The organism is Paractinoplanes hotanensis (genome assembly GCF_023717965.1).
In the GTDB taxonomy this organism is placed as follows: domain Bacteria; phylum Actinomycetota; class Actinomycetes; order Mycobacteriales; family Micromonosporaceae; genus Actinoplanes; species Actinoplanes polyasparticus.
This window is the reverse complement of sequence record NZ_JAMQOL010000009.1, coordinates 25545-44281: the sequence shown is the minus strand read 5'-3', so window position 1 is coordinate 44281 and position 18737 is coordinate 25545. Positions and strand designations below refer to the sequence as shown.

Here is an 18737-nt window from a genome sequence, read left to right as displayed (position 1 = left end):
ATTGTTCGCGCGTTGACTGTTCGGGCGTTGAGCGTTCGGGCGTTGATTGTTCGCGCGTTGACTGTTCGGGCGTTGAACGTTCGGGCGTAGTGCGTTCGGGGTTCGGGGTTCGGGGTTGGGCGTCAGGCGGAGTGGCGCCAGACGACGGGGGAGTCGAGCACGACGCTCAGCTCGACCGGCTCGGCCCCGGCGATCTGGCGCAGCACCAGTTCGGCGGCGGTGCGGCCCACCTCGCGGGCCGGCTGGTGCACGGTGGACAGCGGTGGCTGGGTGCGCAGCGCCCACGAGCTGTCGTCGAAGCCGACCAGCCCGACGTCCTCGGGCACCCGCCGCCCGGCCTCGCGCAGCGCCTCGAGCGCCCCGGCCGCCACCGCGTCGGACGCCGCGAACACCCCGTCGATCGCCGGCTCCCGGTCGAGCAGCGCCCGCATACCCTTCACGCCGTACGTGTAGTCGTAGAGCGGCACGTCGGCCACCAGCCCCGGGTCGAACCGCTCGCCCAGCGCCTGCTTGAACCCGGTGAGCCGGTCGGCCCCCGAGTCGCGGTCGAGCGCCGCCGCGATCATGCCGATCCGGGTCCGTCCCGTCGCCATCAGCCGCCGCGTGATGGCCAGCGCCGACCCGGCGTTGTCGATCCCCACGTACGGCATGTCCCGCGCCAGATCGGGCGGGTGGCCCACAAAGGTGGTCGGCAGCCCGATCTCCCCGATCAGCCGGATGATCGGGTCGTGCGACCGGGCCGACACGATGATCGCCCCGTCGACGAACCCGCCGCTCAGATACCGCCCGACCCGCTGCATGTCCCGGTCGGAGTCGATGACCAGGCTCACCATCTGATGGTCGGCCAGCGACAACGCCGAGTTGGCCCCCAGCATGATCGCCCCGATGTTCGGATCCTCCAGCAACAGCGAATGCGGCTCCAACGCGAGGAATCCCACGGCTTGCGACCGCTGCCGGGCCAGCATGCTGGCCGCCCGGTTGGGCACATAGCCCACCTCGGCGATGGCGGCCTCGATGGCCGTACGCGCGTCGGCCGACACATACCCGCCGTTGAGTACCCGATTGACCGTCCCTCGCGAAACGCCCGCCGCCGCAGCCACGTCATGCACAGTGGCGCGGCGCGTTTTCCTGGGCCCGGTCACGGCCAACACTGTACGGCCATCGCCCCTGCTGACGCCGCCGGCGGGGCGCAGTGTCGCTCCCGGCCCCGCGTGGTCAGCTTCCGCATCGATCCTGTCCCGAAGTGGTCGACGTCGCTCGACAACCCGGCGACCTCAAGCAGCGCGGCCTCGATGTCGATGCCCGGCTCGCGGGCGCCGCTCGCAAGCGCCGAGCGGTGCCCCGAGAAGTCGTCGAGCGGTGCTCCGAGAAGTAGTCGAGCGGTGCTCCGAGAAGTAGTCGTGACCCGACCCGCTCATTGCCAATCCGACCCGCTCATGGCCAAGGAACAAGGGTGCCGAGCGGCGGTCGCGAAATCTCGCTATTGACCCCCGGAGCAGCCCAGTCCTAGTGTGTGCCCGTTCACACAATCGTCATCGGCGATTGCTCGCGGCGAAATGTGTGCACGTGCACACACGAAGGGATCACGAGGATGCTGCGGCTGGGCTGCGACTACAACTACGAGCAGTGGTCGCCTGAGGTCTGGCGTGAGGACATGGCCCTCATGCGGGAGGCCGGCGTCGATCTCGTGGCGATCAACGTGTTCGGGTGGTCGCAGATAGAGCCGCGGGCGGGGGAGTACGACTTCGCCGCGCTCGACGAGATCGTCGAGCTCCTGCACGCGGCCGGCATCAAGCTCAACCTCGGCACCGGCACCTCCTCCGCGCCGCCGTGGCTGACCCGGCGGCACCCCGAGGTGCTGCCCGTCGCCGTCGACGGCACTACCCGCTTCCCGGGCGGCCGGCAGGCCTGGTGTCCCAGCTCGCCCGTGTTCCGCGAGCACGCCCTGCGCCTCGTCGAGCAGGTCGCCCAGCGCTACGGGCAGCACCCGGCACTCGACCTCTGGCACGTCTCCAACGAGCTCGGCTGCCACAACGCCCTCTGCTACTGCCAGGCGAGCGCCGACGCGTTCCGGGTGTGGCTCGAGACGCGGTACGGAACGGTCGAGGCGCTCAACAAGGCCTGGGGCACCGCGTTCTGGAGCCAGCGCTACGGGAGCTTCGACGAGGTGCACCCGCCCCGCACGGCGCTGTCGGTGCGCAACCCGGCTCAGCTGGTCGACTTCCAGCGCTTCTCCTCGGACGAGCTGCTCGCTCACTACCGGGCCGAGGCGTCCGTGATCCGCCGGCATTCGGACAGGAACGTCACCACGAACTTCATGGTGACCGCGCACATCCGCAACCAGAACTACTGGTCGTGGGCCGCGGACATGGACGTGGTCGCCAACGACCACTACCTCGACCACCGGCTGGCCGACCCGGTGGCCGAGCTGTCCTTCGCCGCCGACCTCACCCGCGGCCTGGCCGGCGGCCGCCCGTGGATCCTCATGGAGACCTCGACCGGCGCCGTCAACTGGCAGCCCTACAACCTGGCCAAGGAGCCGGGCCAGCTGGTGCGCAACGCGCTCACCCACGTGGCCCGAGGCGCCGACGCGATCTGCTTCTTCCAGTGGCGGGCCTCGGCCCAGGGCGCCGAGAAGTTCCACTCGGCGATCGTTCCGCACGCCGGCGTGGACGCCGCGGTCTGGCGCGAAGTGCTCGAGTTGTCGGCAACGCTCAAGAAACTGAGCGAAGTCGGCGGTACGACCGTCGAGGCGGACACTGCGCTCATCTTCAGCTGGGAATCCTGGTGGGCGACCGACACCGAGGCCCGCCCCTCGCAGGACCTGCGCTACCTCGATCAGGTGCACGCCGCCTACGCCGCGCTGCGCGAACTCGGCGTCACCACCGACATCGTCGCGCCGGGCGCAGACCTCAGCCGCTACCGCGCGGTCGTCGTCCCCTGCCTCCACATGGTCTCCGACCAGGAGGCGGCCACGGTCGCCGATTACGTCGAGGGCGGCGGCCGCGCGGTCATCACGTTTTACAGCGGCATCGTCGACCCCGACGATCGGGTACGCCTCGGTGGCTATCCCGGCGCCTTCCGGGAGCTGCTCGGCGTGGTCAGCGAGGAGTTCGCTCCGCTGCTGCCCGGCACCTCGGTCCCCCTGGCCGACGGCGGCCGGGCCACCCTCTGGACCGAGCGTCTGAGGCTGACCACGGCCAAGACGGAGCTGGCGTACGCCGACGGCCGCCCCGCCGTGACCCGCAACGCGTTCGGCGCCGGCGAGGCCTGGTACGTGTCCACCGCCCTGGACACCCCCGCCCTGAGCGACGTCCTCGAACGCGCAATCGGCGCCCCCGACTTCCAATCGGGCACCGCAGTCGCTGAGCCCGACGCCCGGGTCGCTTACGCGGGTGGCCGGGTCGCTCACGCGGATGGCCGGGTCGCTCACGGGGGCGGCCGGGTCGCTCATGGGGATGTCCGGGGCGCTCACGCGCAGGTCGAGGTTGTGCGGCGGGGGCGCTTCGTCTTTGTGGTCAACCACGGGAGCAAGGACATCGAACATCCGATCACCGGTCACGAGCTGGTGACCGGCCAGCCGATCACCAGCTCGGTCACCGTGCCCGGGGGCGCGGTCCGGGTCGTACGGGAGGAGGCGTGACCATGACACAGACAGTGACCACCGTCGACGTGCCTGAGGGCAGCGGAACACCCCCCACACCAGGCCGAGCCGTCCGGTACGGCCGGGCTGTGCCCTTCTTCGTAGTCCCGTTCGGGCTGCTCTTCATCCTGTTCTATCTGGTGCCCATCGGGTACGCGATCGTGCAGTCCCTCTACACGGTCGAGCGCACCGGCACCTTCGGGCCCGCCCGCGAGGTCTTCGGGGGTCTCGTGCAGTACCAGCGGGTCTTCGAGGACGGGCCGTTCTGGACGTCGATCGGGCGCGTCCTGCTCTTCGGCGTCGTGCAGGTGCCGGTCATGCTGGGCCTGGCCCTGCTGCTGGCCCTGCTGCTCGACTCGGGCCTGGTCAAGGGGCGCCGCTTCTTCCGGCTCGCCTTCTTCGTGCCGTACGCCGTCCCGGGTGTCATCGCCGCGATCATGTGGGGCTTTCTCTACTCGCCCAATCTGTCCCCGCTCAAGTCGATCACCAGCGTGGTCGATCTCCTCTCCGCCGACTTCGTGCTGTGGGCCATGGCCAACGTCGTGACCTGGGTCTACGTCGGCTACAACATGTTGATCATCTATTCCTCGCTGCTGGCCATCCCGGCCGAGGTGTACGAAGCGGCGCGGCTCGACGGCGCCGGCCCGGTCCGCATCGCCTGGTCGATCAAGATCCCGTTGGTCATGCCGGCCATCGTGCTGACCACCGTCTTCTCGATCATCGGAACGCTCCAGCTGCTGGCCGAGCCGCAGGTCTTCCGCAGCTTCAGCTCGGCGGTCTCGAGCACCTATACGCCCAACCTGACCGTCTATTCGACGTCGTCCATCCCGAACTTCAACCTGGCCGCCGCGTTCTCGGTCGTGCTGGCCCTGGCGACGTTCGTCCTCTCGTTCGCCTTCCTCAAGTTCACCCAGCGCAAGGGGGCCGCCCAGTGAGCGTCGCCAAGTTCGTCCAGCGCAAGGGGCCCAGCGAGCGTCACCCAGCGCAAGAAGGCCTAGTGAGCGTCGCCAGGTTCACCCAGCGCATGGGGCCCAGCGCCGCCAAGTTCACCCAGCGCAAGGGGGCCCAGTGAGCGTCGCCGCACCGGCCGGCACCAAAATCCGGGAGAGTCTGCTCTCCCGGACGGCGGCCACTCTCGTCATGGCCGTCTGCACGGTCTATTTCCTGACGCCCATCTGGTGGCTGTTCGTCGGGGCCAGCAAGAGCTCCGAGCAGTTCACCAGCACCAACCCGCTCTGGTTCGCCGACTTCGACCTGTTCGCCAACATCGGGGACCTGTTCGCCTACCGCGACGGCGTGTTCCTGCGCTGGATGCTCAACAGCGTCCTCTACACCGGCGGCGCCGCCCTGATCGGCACCGTGCTGGCTGCCATGTGCGGCTACGCGCTGGCCAAGTACCGGTTCCGGGGCCGGGAGCTGATCTTCAACGTGGTGCTCAGCGGCGTGCTCGTGCCGGCCACCGCGCTCGCGCTGCCGCTGTTCCTGCTGTTCAGCAAGGTCGACGCCACCAACACGTTCTGGTCGGTCTTCCTGCCCAGCCTGGTCAACCCGTTCGGGGTCTATCTGGCCCGGATCTACGCCACCGCGAGCGTTCCCGACGAGTTGCTCGAGGCGGCCCGGATCGACGGCTCGGGCGAGGTGCGCACGTTCTTCAAGGTGGCCACCCGGCTGATGTTCCCCGCCCTGGTCACGATCTTCCTGTTCCACTTCGTCGCCGTCTGGAACAACTTCCTGCTGCCGCTGATCATGCTCGGCGACGAGCGGCTGTTCCCGGTGACGCTCGGCCTCTACTCCTGGAACACCCAGGTCAACCAGATCCCCGAGCTACGCGGACTGGTGATCATCGGCGCCCTGCTCTCGATCACGCCGCTCGTGATCGCGTTCCTCTTCCTCCAGCGGTTCTGGCGCAACGGCCTCGGCGCCGGCGCCGTCAAGTAGCACCCCTTCCCAGGAAGTCTCACCCCACTAAGGAAATCGCCATGCGCACTGCATTCCGCGCGGCCAGCGCCTTGCTGGTCTCCGCGCTCGCCCTGACAGCCTGCGGGTCCGGCGGCGACGACGAGTCCGGCGGCACCGCGTCCGCCGCCTCGTGCGCCCCGTCGTCGGGCCCCGTCACCATCACCTACACCACCTGGATCCCCGGGATCGAGAACGTGGTGAAGGTCTGGAACGACAAGAACCCGAACATCCAGGTCAAGGTGCAGACCGGCCCGAACGGCAACGGCGGCACCTACCAGAACTTCTTCAACCAGCTCAAGGCCGGCAACACCCCCGACCTAGGCCACATCGAGTACGACGCCCTGCCCAGCTTCCGCGTCCAGGACGGCCTGTTCGACGTCGCGTCCTGCGACATCGTGGCCAAGGCCAAGGACCAGTTCATCCCGTGGACCTGGAACCAGGTCAGCTTCGGCGACGAGAAGTCGGCCTGGGGCATCCCGCAGGACTCGGGCCCGATGGCGCTGTTCTACCGGGCCGACCTGTTCGAGAAGAACAACATCGCCGTCCCCAAGACCTGGGACGAGTACGCGGCGGCGGCCGAGAAGGTGAAGGCGGCCGGCGGCTACATCACCAACTTCTCGCAGAGCGACATCAACCAGTTCGCGGGCTTCGCCTGGCAGGCCGGTGGCCGCTGGTTCGCCAACGACGGACAGCAGTGGACGGTCAACCTGACCGACGACAAGACGAAGAAGGTCGCCGACTACTGGCAGAACCTGATCAGCAAGAAGCTCGTCTCGACCGTCCCGCCGTGGACCACCGAGTGGGACAACGCCTACAACTCGAGCTCGGCCTGGACCTGGGTGTCGGCGGTGTGGGGCGCCAACTCGATCATGAGTGGCGCGCCCAAGACGGCCGGCAAGTGGCGGGTCGCGCCGATGCCGCAGTGGAGCGCGGGCGAGGACGTCGCCGGCAACTGGGGTGGCTCGGCGACCGCCGTCTTCAAGAGCTCCAAGCACCCGTACGAAGCCGCGCAGTTCGCTCTGTGGCTGAACACCAGTGAGGAAGCGCTCGCCCTGCTCAACAAGGAAGCGCAGCTCTACCCGGCCACCACGGCCGGAACCAAGTATTCGTACCTGGCCAACCCGGTCGAGTTCTATGGTGACCAGAAGATCTACGAGGTCTTCGCCGAGGCGGCCGGCAAGGTCACGCCCGACTTCACCTGGGGGCCGACGATGACCTCGACGTACGCGAACGCCTCGGACGGCTTCAAGGCGGCGGTGTCCGGCTCGGGCACCCTCGAGGAGGCCCTCGCCGTGACCCAGAAGTCGACCATCGAGACCCTCAAGTCCCAGGCCATCCCGGTCAAGGAGTAACACGCGTTGTTGATCCACCTGCAGGCCGCGGGCGCCAGCTTCCTGCTGGACGCCCGCGGCCCGCAGCCGCCCTCGGTGTTGCACTGGGGGGCCGCGCTCGGCGACCTCGGCGACGCCGACCTGGCTGCGCTCGCCTCGTCCGCGGCGGCCGCCGTGCCGCCCAGCTCGCTCGACACCCCGCCCCGGCTGTCCCTGCTGCCCACGCTGGGGGACGGCTGGAGCGGCCGGCCCGCGTTCGCCGGCCCCGGCCGGCCGCGGTGGCGCCTGACCGAGGTGTCCCGGCCGTCACCCGCCTCGGTGCTGGTCACGCTGGCCGCTGAGGGGCTGCTGCTGGCCCTCGAGATCGAGCTGAGCGCTCAGGGCGTCCTGCGCCTGCGGCACCGGCTCGACAACACCGGGCGTACGGCTTATGACCTCGGTTGGATCGCCATGGTCCTGCCGGTGCCGTCGCGAGCCTCGGAGGTGCTCGATTTCGCCGGACTGTGGGCGTACGAGCGGAAACCGCAACGCACGACGCTGCGCAACGGGATCTGGAGCCGCGAGACCCGCCACGGCCGCCCCGGCCACGACGACCCGTTCCTGATGATGCTCGGCGTGCCCGGGTTCTCGTTCCGCGACGGCGAAGTGTGGGCCACCCACCTGGCCTGGAGTGGCGACAAGCAGTTGTGGGCGGAACGGTCGACGCTCGGGCCGACGGTGCTCGGCGCGGGGGAGTTGCTCGCGCCCGGCGAGGTGCGGCTGGCGCCCGGCGAGTCGTACGCGTCGCCGTGGACGATCGCCGTCTGGTCGCCGGACGGCATCGATGGACTGTCCGCGCGTTTGCACGAATGGATCCGCTCGCGGCGCGCGCCCGCGAAACCGCGGCCGATGGTGCTCAACACCTGGGAAGCGGTCTACTTCGATCAGTCACTCGAGCGTCTGATGCCGCTCGTTTCGGCCGCCGCGGCGGCCGGTGTTGAGCGTTTTGTGCTCGATGACGGCTGGTTCACCGGCCGAACGGACGATCGGCGCGCACTCGGCGACTGGACGGTCGACCCGGTCCGCTGGCCGAACGGTCTGACGCCGCTGATCGATGCTGTCCGTTCGCGCGGAATGGAGTTCGGGCTGTGGCTGGAGCCCGAGATGGTCTCGCCCGACTCGGCGACGGCGCGCGAGCATCCCGATTGGATCCTGGGCGGCGCGGACGCGGCGACCTGGCGGCATCAGCTGGTGCTCGACCTGTCGGTGCCGGCGGCATATTCACACGTGCTCGACAGCATCGCGGCGCTGCTGGCCGAGTACCCGATCGCCTTCGTCAAGTGGGACCACAACCGCGACCTGCTCGAGGAAGGCTCGGCCCACCGCCAGACGACCGCGCTCTACCGCCTGCTGGCCGCGGTGAAGCAGCGCTTCCCCGACGTCGAGATCGAGAGCTGTGCCTCCGGCGGGGCCCGGATCGACCTCGGCATCCTCGACCACGTCGACCGTTTCTGGACGTCCGACACCAACGACGCCCTGGAACGGCAGCAGATCCAGCGCTGGACGAGCGTGCTGATGCCGCCCGAACTGCTGGGCTCCCATGTCGGCGCGCCGACCGCCCACATCACGGGCCGCCGCGGCGATCTGAGCTTCCGCCTGGCCACCTCCCTGTTCGGCCACGCCGGCATCGAGTGGGACCTGACCACCGCGCCGCCGGCCGACCGCGCGGTGATCGCCGCCTGGGTCGCCGAGTACAAGCAGCGGCGCGCGTTGCTGCACGGTGGCACGCTGGTCCGCTCCGACGGCGACGACCCGGCCGCCCTGGTGCACGGCGTTGTCGCCCCCGATCGGCGGTCGGCCCTCTATGCCCTGGTCAGATTGCGCGCGGCGGGCGAGGCCGTTCCTCCGCCGGTACGGTTTCCGGGCCTTGATCCGGTACGGCGCTACACCGTACGACCGCTCGTGCTGGGCTCCCCGCCGCGGGCGCTCCAGGACGCACCGCCCCCGTGGCTGGCCGTGGGCGAAGTGACACTGCCCGGCCGCCTGCTCACCGAAGTGGGCCTGCCGGCTCCGTTGCTGACGCCCGAGCAGGCCCAGGTCTTCACCGTCGACGCGGAATCCTAAAAACTTTCGTGTTTCCACCGCGGGCGCCGAGCCCTAGGCTGCATCGCGTGCGGAACGTGACAGTGCTCGGGGCCGGCGCGGCTGGTCTGGCCGTGGCGGCCCAGCTCAAGGCCCGCGGCGTGGACAGCGTCATCCTCGAGCGGGGGCCGGGGGTGGCCACCAGCTGGCGCGGCCGCTACGACCGGTTGCGCCTGCACACCACCCGCCGGCTGTCGGGGCTGCCCGGCATGCCGATCCCGCGCGGATACGGGCGGTGGGTGAAGCGGGACGACCTGGTGCGCTATCTGGAGGCGTACGCCGGGAAATTCGCCCTGGACGTGCGGACCGGCACGACGGCCCGGCGGATCGCGCCGATCGACGGCGGCTGGTCGCTCGAGCTGGAAGGCGGTGGCGACCACACCACGAGGACCCTCGTGGTCGCCACCGGTTACCTCCACACGCCGGCGGTGCCGGATTGGCCGGGCCGCGACCAGTGGGCGGGCACGCTGGTGCACTCGTCGCAGTACCGCAACGCCGAACCGTTCCGGGGCAAGCACGCGCTGGTGGCCGGCGTCGGCAACAGCGGCGCCGAGATCGCCACCGACCTGGCCGAGGGCGGGGCGGCCTCGGTGACCATCGCGATCCGCACCCCGCCGCACATCGTGCGCCGCGCGGTGGCGGGCTGGCCGGCCCAGATGAACGGCATCCTGCTGGGCCGGCTCCCGGCGCGGCTCTTCGACCCGCTGGCCACCGTGACAGCCCGCCTCGAGGTGCCGGACCTGCGCCCGTACGGCGTCGACCGCCCCGCCCAGGGCCTGATGACCCGCCACCTCGCCGGCCGCTACGTGCCGCTGCAGGACGTCGGCATCGTCCGTGACGTGATGGCCCGCCGGGTCCGCCCGGTGGCCGCCGTGCAGGGCTTCACGGCATCCTCGGTGCGGCTGGCCGACGGCTCCTCCGTCGAGCCCGACGTCCTCATCGCCGCCACCGGCTACGGTTCCGGCCTGCGCGAGCTGTTCGAGGACCCGTCCCTGTTCGACGGCACGGGCGTGCCGCACGTCCACGGCGGCGCCCCCGCCCGCCCCGGCCTCTGGTTCACCGGCTACGACGTCAACCTGGGCGGCATGCTGCGCCAGGCCGGGATCGAGGCCCGCAAGGTGGCCCGTCGCATCGCGGCTCGGTGAGCTTCGGGGGCGGCGCGACCCGGCTCGCCTCCCCGTCGGACCGCGTTCAATGTCGGACCCTCCCGATACTGTCGGCCCATGTCCGCTCCCGGAGATGTGCGCCCGGACGTCCTGCGTCGGCTGCGAGCGATCTGCCAGGGTCTGCCGCAGACGTACGAGGAACCCGCTTGGATCGGCGTGCGCTGGCGGATCCGTCAGCGCACGGTCGCCCACGTCTACACGGCCGATCCGGACCGTCAGCTGGATTACCCCCGGCACGCCGGCGACCAGCCCACCCTGATGACCTTCCGCGTGCCGGTCGACGACCTGCTCGGCCTGACCTGCAGCGGTTTCCCGTTCTTCCGCGCGGGCTGGGGGCACAACGTCGCCGGCGTCGTTCTGGGCGACCACACCGACTGGGCCGAGATCGCCGAGCTCCTCACCGACAGCTACTGCGAGATGGCCCCGAAGTTCCTCGCCGCCCAGCTCCCGCCGCATCCCTGACCGGCCGTCGCTCGACCGGGTGAGCCCCTGGCCCGGCACGCGTCCGGACGCGGCATTCCTCCCTACGGTGATCTTCTTGCCCGTCCCGAGGAGTTGCCGTGAAACGTCGTCACCTGGCGGTTGTCGTGGTCGCCGCCATGAGCGCGACCGCCGCTCCGGTCCCGGCCTCCGCCACGGCTCCCGACGCCTGGGGACAGGCCGCGGCCCACGCGACCGGCGACCACTACAACGCGGGCGAGACCCGGCTGACCCCGGCCACCGCCGCCAAGCTGAAGCCGCGCTGGAACGTTCCGCTCGCGACGGCGACCTGCGCTGCCCCGGCCGTGCCCCTGGTCGGCGCGAACCGGCTGGTCACCGCCGCCTCGTACCGGATCAGCGGTTATGACGCGACCACCGGCGCGCCGGTCTGGCAGACGCCCGCCACCAGCAGGAAGACGGACATCAGCCTGGCCGCGATCGTGGGGACCAGGCTGATCGCCCAGTCCCGCGACTGCCGTTCCGGCAAGACCTTCCTGGCCGCCCACGACGTGACCACCGGCAAGGAGCTCTACCGCAAGCGGATCCCCGAGACCATGTACGGCCTGTTCGTCGACAAGGGCGTCGTGGTCGGCAGCGTGTGGGACGCGACGATCAGCAAGTACGGCATCCGCGCCTACCGCGTCGCCGACGGTTCCCGGGTATGGGCCGGGTGGGATCGATCGGCGGCGAGACCATCGCCGCGGGCGGAAGGATCCTCGTGGTCGGCGACGACACGACCACCGCGGTCGACGTGACGACGGGCAAGGCGGTGTGGCCGGCCGGCGCGGGCTGCTTCACCCCGATCGGCGCGTCGCCCGACGGTTCCACGTTCTACATGCGATGTGACCCGGACGGGCGCGTCCGCAGCGTCAGCGCGGCCACCGGCGCCGTCCTCGAGACGTTCCCCAGCCACGGCGCGACAACCGGATTCGCCGCCGACGGCAATCGGATCTACCTGCACACCCTCGACAACGAACTGATCGCCGTCGACGCGGGCGACGGCCGCCGGCTCTGGACGGCCACCTTCACCGACGACGCACCGATCACGTTCGCGATCGGTGGCGGCGTGATTTACGGCTGGCGGGATACCGACCGTCCCCTGGCGGCGTTCGAAGCGCGGACGGGCAGCCCGATCAAGCTGGAGGCGAAAACGTCCGGCCTGCGGAGCGCGCCGATGGTGGCCAACGGGCGGCTGTACGGCACGACCGGGGCGACGGTGACCGCGTACGCGCCCTGATGCTGTCGACCGGGACGGCCGGACCGGTCAGACGTCCTGGGTCCAGACGCCCGGCGTGTGCTCGCCGGGCGGGAGCCAGAGGTGGGGCTGGGCGAGACTGCCGGTGTCCCAGGGGAACGCGCCGTCCCGGTCCGGCCAGACCACCTCGAGGAACGGAATCGGCGGCTGCCGGTAGAACCAGATGCCCTGGCCGAAGAAGGCCCGGTACCAGTCCGGTTCGACCTCCCGCAGGCGCACCGGGTAGCCGTTGACGACATCCTCGTGGGCCTGGCCGTCGGCGAGGTCGTCGCGCTTCCCGAGGATGTTCAGGCAGGACTGCATGACGTCCAGGTCGAGCCCGAACATGGCCAGCTCGGCGCCGCCCCGGCTGTGCCAGCGCCCGATCGTGTACGCCCAGCCCGGCCCGTCCTGGTCAGCCGGGACGCCGGTGACGCTCCACCCGAACGTCCGCACGTTGGCGAGCACGCCCTCGTCGGCCGCGTCGTAGTCGTCGCGATCGCCGTAGTCGTGGCAGATGACACAGCGGCAGATCCGCGAGTCCTCGAACACCCGCCGAGCCTATGCGATCACTCCGGCCGACCCGCGTACGGCCGGCGTCGCCGTCAAGGTGATCCTGTTCGCCTATGTGCTGGTGGCGCGGGTCGGGGCCGACCAGCGCCCTCGCCTGGTCTCCACGCCCAGCGCCCGCTCGAGCGCGGACTGAAACTCGTCGAGCTCCCAGTCGACCGCGCCCAGGCGCCGGACGTGCGGGGTCATCATCTGACAGTCGACGAAGTGGAAGTTCCAGGCCGCCAGCTGGTCGAGCAGCGTGAGCAGGGCGACCTTGGAGGCCTCGGACTCGAGCCGGAACATGGACTCGCCGAAGAAGGCCGCGCCCAGCGAGACCCCGTAGAGGCCGCCGACAAGCCTGTCACCGCTCCACGCCTCGACGGAGTGCGCGAAGCCCAGCTCGTGCAGGCGGGTGTAGCCCTCGACCATGGCCGGCGTGATCCACGTGCCGCCGTCGTGCCTCGGCACAGTGGCGCAGGCCGCGATCACGTCGGCGAACGCCCGGTCGTAGGTCATGGTGAACGGCGCACGGCGCATCGTCTTGCGGGCGCTGCGGCTCACCGAGATCCGGTCCGGGATCAGGACCGTACGCGGGCTGGGGCAGAACCACGGCAACAGCGGGGTGCGCTTGCTGGGCCAGGGGAAAATTCCGTTCGCGTACGCGACCAGGAGGCGCTCGGGGCTGAGGTCGCCACCCACCGCGAGCAGCCCGTCGTCGTCGGCCTGGGCGACCGGCGGGAACCCGAGGGCCTGGCGCGCCCGGCGCAGCTCGAGCCCGATCACACCGGGAGCGTACTCCCGGGCGCGGCCGGGGTCCGTCCGGGCACACCGGTTCGCGGAAATGTCGATACCTGTTTCATTCTGTTGACATCACGCATGTAAATGCCTGAATGTGGTCGCAACGCGTCGTTGATCGAAGGGAAACACTCGATGCCGCGATCTTCCCTGCGTCCCTGGCTCCTAGCCCTCCTTCTGGTTGTGTCCGTCTTCGTCGTGCCCACCCCCGCGCAGGCCGCGGTGACCGTCCACGGTCTCAAGGGTGAGTACTTCCGGATGTCCGCCCCCGGCGCCCGCGACTTCGCGGAGCTGGGCGGCGTGTCGCTCGATCCCAACGTCGACCTGCCCGGCCTGGTCGGCACGTTCGAATCGCTGACCGGCCGCACCGAGCACACCACAGCCCGCTGGACCGGCAAGCTCACCGCCCCGGCCACCGGCGACTACACGTTCTCGATGATCGGCGACAACGGCTTCCGCTTCTTCCTCGACGAGCAGCCCGTGATCGACCACTGGGTCGGCGACTGGGACGTCGAGCAGACCAGCGCGCCGGTGCGCCTGGTGGCGGGGGAGGCCCACACCGTACGCATCGAGATGTTCCAGGACATCGGCGGCGCCAACCTCTACCTGCGCTGGGCCGGCGCCGGCATCAGCAAGCAGATCGTGCCCGAGTCGGCGTTCACCCCGCCCGACGGCTTCCAGGTGTTCCCGGTCGCCTTCGCGGTCGACAAGGCCGGCACGACGCTGACCGCCGACTTCGACGCCCACGTGACAACACTCGGCCAATTCGCTCAGAAAACGACGGTCGAGGTGGACACCACCCCGTTCCCCATCACGTCGGCCCGGCGGTACGGCAAGAAGATCGTCGTCAAGCTGGGCGCGACGGTGCAGAAGAACCAGAAGGTGCGTGTCAGCTACGACGGCACCGGCGGGCTGGTCGTCGGCGGTGAAGCCGTTCCGCAGATCGTCCGCTCGGCGGCCAACAACTCGGCGCACCGGCTGACCACGCCGTGGGGCGACAGGGTCGACAAGAGGCACCCGCTGCCGGAGTATCCGCGGCCCCAACTCGTCCGCAAGGACTGGCTCAACCTGAACGGGCCGTGGGAATTCGCCGGGGCCGAGGCGGACGAGCAGCCGGTCTTCGGGAAGAAGCTGGCCGAGAAGATCACCGTGCCGTTCCCGGTCGAGTCGCAGCTGTCCGGCATCGAGCGGCGCGAGGACCACATGTTCTACCGCAAGCTCGTGACCGTTCCGGGCAACTGGCGGAACAAGCGCGTCAAGCTGAACTTCGGCGCGGTCGACTACCAGGCCAAGGTCTGGGTGAACGGCAAGCTGGTGACCGAGCACACCGGCGGTTACAACGCCTTCACGGCCGACATCACCGACGCGCTCAAACGGACCGGCCAGCAGGAGATCGTCGTCGCGGTCACCGACGTGACCGGGCCGAACCAGCCCAAGGGCAAGCAGTCGCTCAACCCGGGCGGCATCGTGTACGAGCCCTCGTCGGGCATCTGGCAGACCGTCTGGCTGGAACCGGTCGCCGCGGCCTCGATCGATCAGGTTTCGATCACTCCGACGCTCAATTCGGCCACCGTGGTTGTCCATTCGGCCACCAACGCCAAGGTCACCGCGACCGCGTTCGACAAGAGGCGCCGCAAGGTCGGCACAGTGAGCGGCACGGCCAACTCGCCGCTCACGCTGAAGGTCAGCAACCCGCGGCTGTGGAGCCCGGACGACCCGTATCTCTACGACCTCGACGTCAAGCTCGGCCACACCGACTCCGTGCGGAGCTACTTCGGCCTGCGTACGGTCGGGGTGAAGAACGTCGGCGGCTTCCCCAAGCTGGTGCTCAACGGCAAGCCGATCTTCTCGCTGGCCACGCTCGACCAGGGCTTCTGGCCGGACGGGCTGCACACCCAGCCCAGCGACGCGGCGCTCCGGTTCGACCTGGTGGAGACGAAGAAGCTCGGCTTCAACGCCGTCCGCAAGCACATCAAGGTCGAGTCGGCCCGCTGGTACCGGCACGCCGACGAACTGGGCCTGCTGGTCTGGCAGGACTTCGTGTCGGCCGACATCAACAGCACGGCCGGTCAGGAGGCGTTCCTCAGCCAGGGCCGCGAGATGATGAGGCAGCTGCACAGCTTCCCGTCGATCATCGGCTGGATCGTCTTCAACGAGGGCTGGGGCGAGTGGGACCGGGCCGCGACCGGGCGCATCGCCGAGGAGACGAAGGCGGCCGACCCGTCCCGGATCCTCAACGCCCACAGCGGTGTGAACTGCTGCTCCTCCAAGGGCGACTCCGGCAAGGGCGAGGTGATCGACCACCACGACTACGTCAACAACGACCCGCCGTACCCGGACGCGACGCGCATCGCGATGGACGGCGAGCACGGCGGTTTCACCCTGCGGACCCCCGGTCACATGTGGCCCGGCCCGCCGGCCGTCATCTACAGCGGGGTCGCCGACAAGGCCGCGCTGACCGCCAAGTACGTCGACAACACCGACCGGTTCTACCGTGAGGCGGCCGGCGCCGAGCTGTCCGGCTCGGTCTACACGCAGATCACCGACCTGGAGACCGAGCTCAACGGCCTCTGGACGTACGACCGGCGGGAGATCAAGGTCGACCCCGGTCCCGTACGCGAGATCAACGCGGCCATCATCAAGGCCGGAGCCGAGGCGGCGTCGGACGCGTCGTTCCCCGGCCGCGGCGACTGGAGCCTCGACGAGGGCAGCGGAACCACCGCCCGCGACAGCGGCGGCGGCGCGTCCCTCACACTCGGCGGCGACACGTCCTGGGTGGACGGCGTGAGCGGCTCGGCCCTGAAGTTCGACGGTGACGGCGATTCGGCCGACACCGCGGCGCCGATCCTCGACACCACCAAGGACTATTCGGTGTCGGCCTGGGTGACGCTGGACGAGCTGCCCGGCAACTACGCCAGCGCGGTCAGCCAGGACGGCCGGGCCCGCGAGAACCCGTTCTACCTCCAGTACGGCCAGGGCGCCTTCGCCTTCAGCACACCCGGCGGCAACCGGGCCCGCCAGGAGGTCACGCCCGAGCTGAACCGCTGGTACCACCTGGTCGGCGTCCGCGACCACGCCACCGGCGAGGCCCGCCTCTACGTCGACGGCAAGCGCGCCGCCGCCGTCCCGGCCGGCCCCGACGTGATCAGCACCGGCCCGCTGTCGGTCGGCCGGGCCAAGTACGCCGGCAACCCGACCGACTACTGGTCCGGCGCGGTCGACCAGGTCCACGCCTACAACAAGGCCCTGACCGACGAGGAGGTCGCGGCCCTCCACGCAGCCGAGGCCCCCTGATCCTCCTACCAGGAAGTGGCCCATCCCGGAGCGCCGGAATGGGCCACTTCTTTTGTCGCCCGCAATCGGCTACTGATCTCTGTAGATGGAACCGTTGTATTGAAGGCCGAGCCGATCGACCGAAGGACGGGTACGGTCCACAGGCGATCGGTTGGGTTGACGTCCGGCCAAGTCCGGCCGGAAGGCTGAGGCTCTGCGCGTCCGGCCCGGCTAGCGTCGCTGTCGTCCTGATCGGGTTCTCACGACCGAATTGGCCCATGCATGAAAATGATCACCACCGAGATTCTGGTGCGCTTTCCGGCAGCCGACGCCGAGAATTTGTCCGACCTGACGCGGACTCTGCAAAAGATCATTCTGGACGAGTCCGATGTCGACGACGTGCGCCCGGCCACCACCGGTACGGCCCCGGCCGGCAGCAAGTCGGGTGAGGTGGTCGCCGTCGGCGCGCTGGTGGTCACCCTCGCCCCGATCGTGCTCGAGGGCCTGGTGACCGTACTGTCGTCGTGGTTGAGCCGGCAGCCGTCCGACGTCGAGATCGAGGTGGACGGTCACCGGTTCAAGGGGCGGGTCACCAAGGCGCAACGGGACGCGCTGGTGACCGCCTTCGTGCGCCGCGTGGAAAGCGAGTGACGGCGCGGCGCGCGCTGGTGCTCGGCTGCTGCACGTTCAAGGACGAGTCACTGGCGAAGCTGCGGTCGCCGCGCCGTGACGTCCACGATCTGGGGCGGGTGCTGACCGATCAGCGCTACACCGTGAAGACCGAGATCGATTGCTCCAGCCGCACGGCGCAGCGGGAAATCGAGGGCTTCTTCCAGGCCGCCTCGGTGACCGACACGCTGAACCTGCTCTACCTTTCCTGTCACGGTGTGCAGGACCGGCAGGGGCAGCTGTATTTCGCATTCACCGATACCGAATGCGACTATCTCGGCTCGACGGCGATCTCCGCGGAATGGGTGCGCGAGCGCATGCAGTCCAGTCGGTCGAAAGCCACCGTCGTCCTGGTCGACTGCTGCTTCAGCGGCGCTTTCATCAAAGGGATGAGCATGCGCTCACCCGGGCCTGGCGTGGAGGCGTTGGTGCGGGATCTGCCCCGGAGCAGCGGAGTGGCTGTCCTGACCGCATCCGGGGCGACCGAAGGCAGCTTCGAGGACCAAGGAGGCGACCGGCCGTCGTACTTCACCGCGGCGGTGGTCGACGGAATATCAACCGGCGCCGCGGATCTCAACGGCGACGGGCGGATCACCGTCGACGAGCTCTACGAATACGTCTACGCGCAGATGAGCCGGGGGCCCTCGCCCCAGCGTCCGCGCCACCTCGGCGCCGGCGAGGGCGCCCTGGTGATCGCCGAGACGCTCGCCGACCCGCAGCCGGTTACCGCCGTCGGGCGGTGGGCGGCGATGAGGCCGAGGCGACGTCGGCGGTCAACGATCGCCGCCGTGACTCTCGCCGGCCTCCTGGTTTCGGGTGCCGCACTGGCCGTTCCCCATCTGCCGGACCGCACGCCGGAACGGACCGGTGAAGTCCCCCCACCGACACCCCTGGCAGTCGCCTCGAACAGCGGCCCGCCGGTTTCGGCAAGCACCTCCGGGACGCCGTCGACCCCACCGTCGCCAACCCCGGTGATCTCAACCTCGGTTCCCCGGACGTCCGCGCCCGGCCAGCCGCGGCAGCGCGCCACCACCGCGCGCACCACTACCACTCCACCCGCAGTGCCGAAGGCGCAAGTCGTCTCCACCGGCACCATTTCGTCGCCCGCCGGCGGGAGCCCGGTCAAGAACTGCTCCTACTTCACCGGCACGGCGAAGCTGGCCAACGGCAGAACGCTGATCCTGGCCAGCCGCAACCTCAGCAACGGCGACCCGAACCGCTACGTCCAGCAGGTGTTCGGCTGGCGAGAACCCGGGAACCTGGCCTCGTGGCGCGGTCACCAGTACTTCCCCGGCGACAACGGCCAGCGCTACGAGGTCGAGCTGATGTCCGTCGACCTCGACGCCGTCCAGACCGCCTACGACGGCAGCGACGCCGAGTGGGACGCCCTGGCCGGCCGGGGCACGAGGCTGGCCGCCCGCGAAGTGGTCCGGGCGACGGGCACGGTCGCCAACGACTGCGAAGGCCCGTGACGAACGGTGCAGCCCGGTCTTCCTGATCTCCCGCTCTGTCCG

15 protein-coding genes are annotated in these 18737 nt (G+C 69.9%); 12 read left to right on the top strand and 3 right to left on the bottom strand.

The features are described from left to right. Positions 1-122 precede the first annotated feature (122 nt). Positions 123-1142: a LacI family DNA-binding transcriptional regulator gene (locus tag LXN57_RS07960; RefSeq protein WP_251797367.1), complete on the bottom strand. Its 1020-nt coding sequence runs from the start codon at positions 1140-1142 to the stop codon at positions 123-125. 449 nt (positions 1143-1591) lie between these two features. On the opposite strand from LXN57_RS07960, the gene LXN57_RS07955 reads away from it, so the two are divergent. The 9 genes from LXN57_RS07955 (at position 1592) to LXN57_RS07915 (ending at position 11937) form a co-directional block, all read left to right on the top strand. Then, positions 1592-3643, top strand: coding sequence for a beta-galactosidase (locus LXN57_RS07955; RefSeq protein WP_251797366.1), 2052 nt, complete (start codon positions 1592-1594; stop codon positions 3641-3643). A gap of 2 nt (positions 3644-3645) precedes the next feature. Then, positions 3646-4578, top strand: coding sequence for a carbohydrate ABC transporter permease (locus tag LXN57_RS07950; protein WP_251797365.1), 933 nt, complete (start codon positions 3646-3648; stop codon positions 4576-4578). A 133-nt stretch (positions 4579-4711) separates the two neighbouring features. Next, positions 4712-5581 (top strand): carbohydrate ABC transporter permease, encoded by an 870-nt coding sequence (locus LXN57_RS07945; RefSeq protein WP_308206600.1) that lies wholly within the window; start codon positions 4712-4714, stop codon positions 5579-5581. A gap of 41 nt (positions 5582-5622) precedes the next feature. Continuing rightward, entirely contained in the window at positions 5623-6954 is a 1332-nt protein-coding gene (locus LXN57_RS07940) for an ABC transporter substrate-binding protein (protein WP_251797364.1), read from the top strand. A 6-nt stretch (positions 6955-6960) separates the two neighbouring features. After that, positions 6961-9036 (top strand): alpha-galactosidase, encoded by a 2076-nt coding sequence (locus tag LXN57_RS07935; protein ID WP_251797363.1) that lies wholly within the window; start codon positions 6961-6963, stop codon positions 9034-9036. Positions 9037-9083: 47 nt separating this feature from the next. Beyond that, a complete protein-coding gene (locus LXN57_RS07930; protein WP_251797362.1) occupies positions 9084-10199 on the top strand; it encodes a flavin-containing monooxygenase in 1116 nt (371 codons plus the stop codon). A gap of 78 nt (positions 10200-10277) precedes the next feature. After that, positions 10278-10682 carry an MmcQ/YjbR family DNA-binding protein gene (locus LXN57_RS07925; RefSeq protein WP_251797361.1) on the top strand — a complete coding sequence of 135 codons (405 nt, stop codon included), beginning with the start codon at positions 10278-10280 and terminating at the stop codon, positions 10680-10682. Between the two features lie 98 nt (positions 10683-10780). After that, on the top strand, positions 10781-11455 hold the full coding sequence (locus LXN57_RS07920) for an outer membrane protein assembly factor BamB family protein (protein WP_251797360.1): 675 nt from the start codon (positions 10781-10783) through the stop codon (positions 11453-11455). Next, positions 11419-11937, top strand: a complete 519-nt coding sequence (locus LXN57_RS07915) for an outer membrane protein assembly factor BamB family protein (RefSeq protein WP_251797359.1) — start codon at positions 11419-11421, stop codon at positions 11935-11937. Before LXN57_RS07920 ends, LXN57_RS07915 begins: the two co-directional genes overlap by 37 nt. 27 nt (positions 11938-11964) lie before the next feature. Here LXN57_RS07915 and LXN57_RS07910 read toward each other — a convergent pair whose 3' ends face one another. Then, positions 11965-12486, bottom strand: a complete 522-nt coding sequence (locus LXN57_RS07910; RefSeq protein WP_251797358.1) for a DUF4262 domain-containing protein — start codon at positions 12484-12486, stop codon at positions 11965-11967. 72 nt (positions 12487-12558) lie between these two features. Beyond that, positions 12559-13269 (bottom strand): leucyl/phenylalanyl-tRNA--protein transferase, encoded by a 711-nt coding sequence (gene aat / locus LXN57_RS07905; protein WP_251797357.1) that lies wholly within the window; start codon positions 13267-13269, stop codon positions 12559-12561. A 147-nt stretch (positions 13270-13416) separates the two neighbouring features. Here aat and LXN57_RS07900 point away from each other — a divergent pair, with 147 nt between their 5' ends. The 3 genes from LXN57_RS07900 to LXN57_RS07890 all read left to right on the top strand — a co-directional run bounded on the left by LXN57_RS07900 (position 13417) and on the right by LXN57_RS07890 (position 18695). Further along, on the top strand, positions 13417-16575 hold the full coding sequence (locus tag LXN57_RS07900) for a LamG-like jellyroll fold domain-containing protein (RefSeq protein WP_251797356.1): 3159 nt from the start codon (positions 13417-13419) through the stop codon (positions 16573-16575). A 261-nt stretch (positions 16576-16836) separates the two neighbouring features. After that, on the top strand, positions 16837-17205 hold the full coding sequence (locus LXN57_RS07895) for an effector-associated constant component EACC1 (RefSeq protein ID WP_251797355.1): 369 nt from the start codon (positions 16837-16839) through the stop codon (positions 17203-17205). Next, on the top strand, positions 17202-18695 hold the full coding sequence (locus LXN57_RS07890) for a caspase family protein (protein WP_251797354.1): 1494 nt from the start codon (positions 17202-17204) through the stop codon (positions 18693-18695). The genes LXN57_RS07895 and LXN57_RS07890 overlap by 4 nt, the downstream gene beginning before the upstream one ends. Positions 18696-18737: the final 42 nt, after the last annotated feature.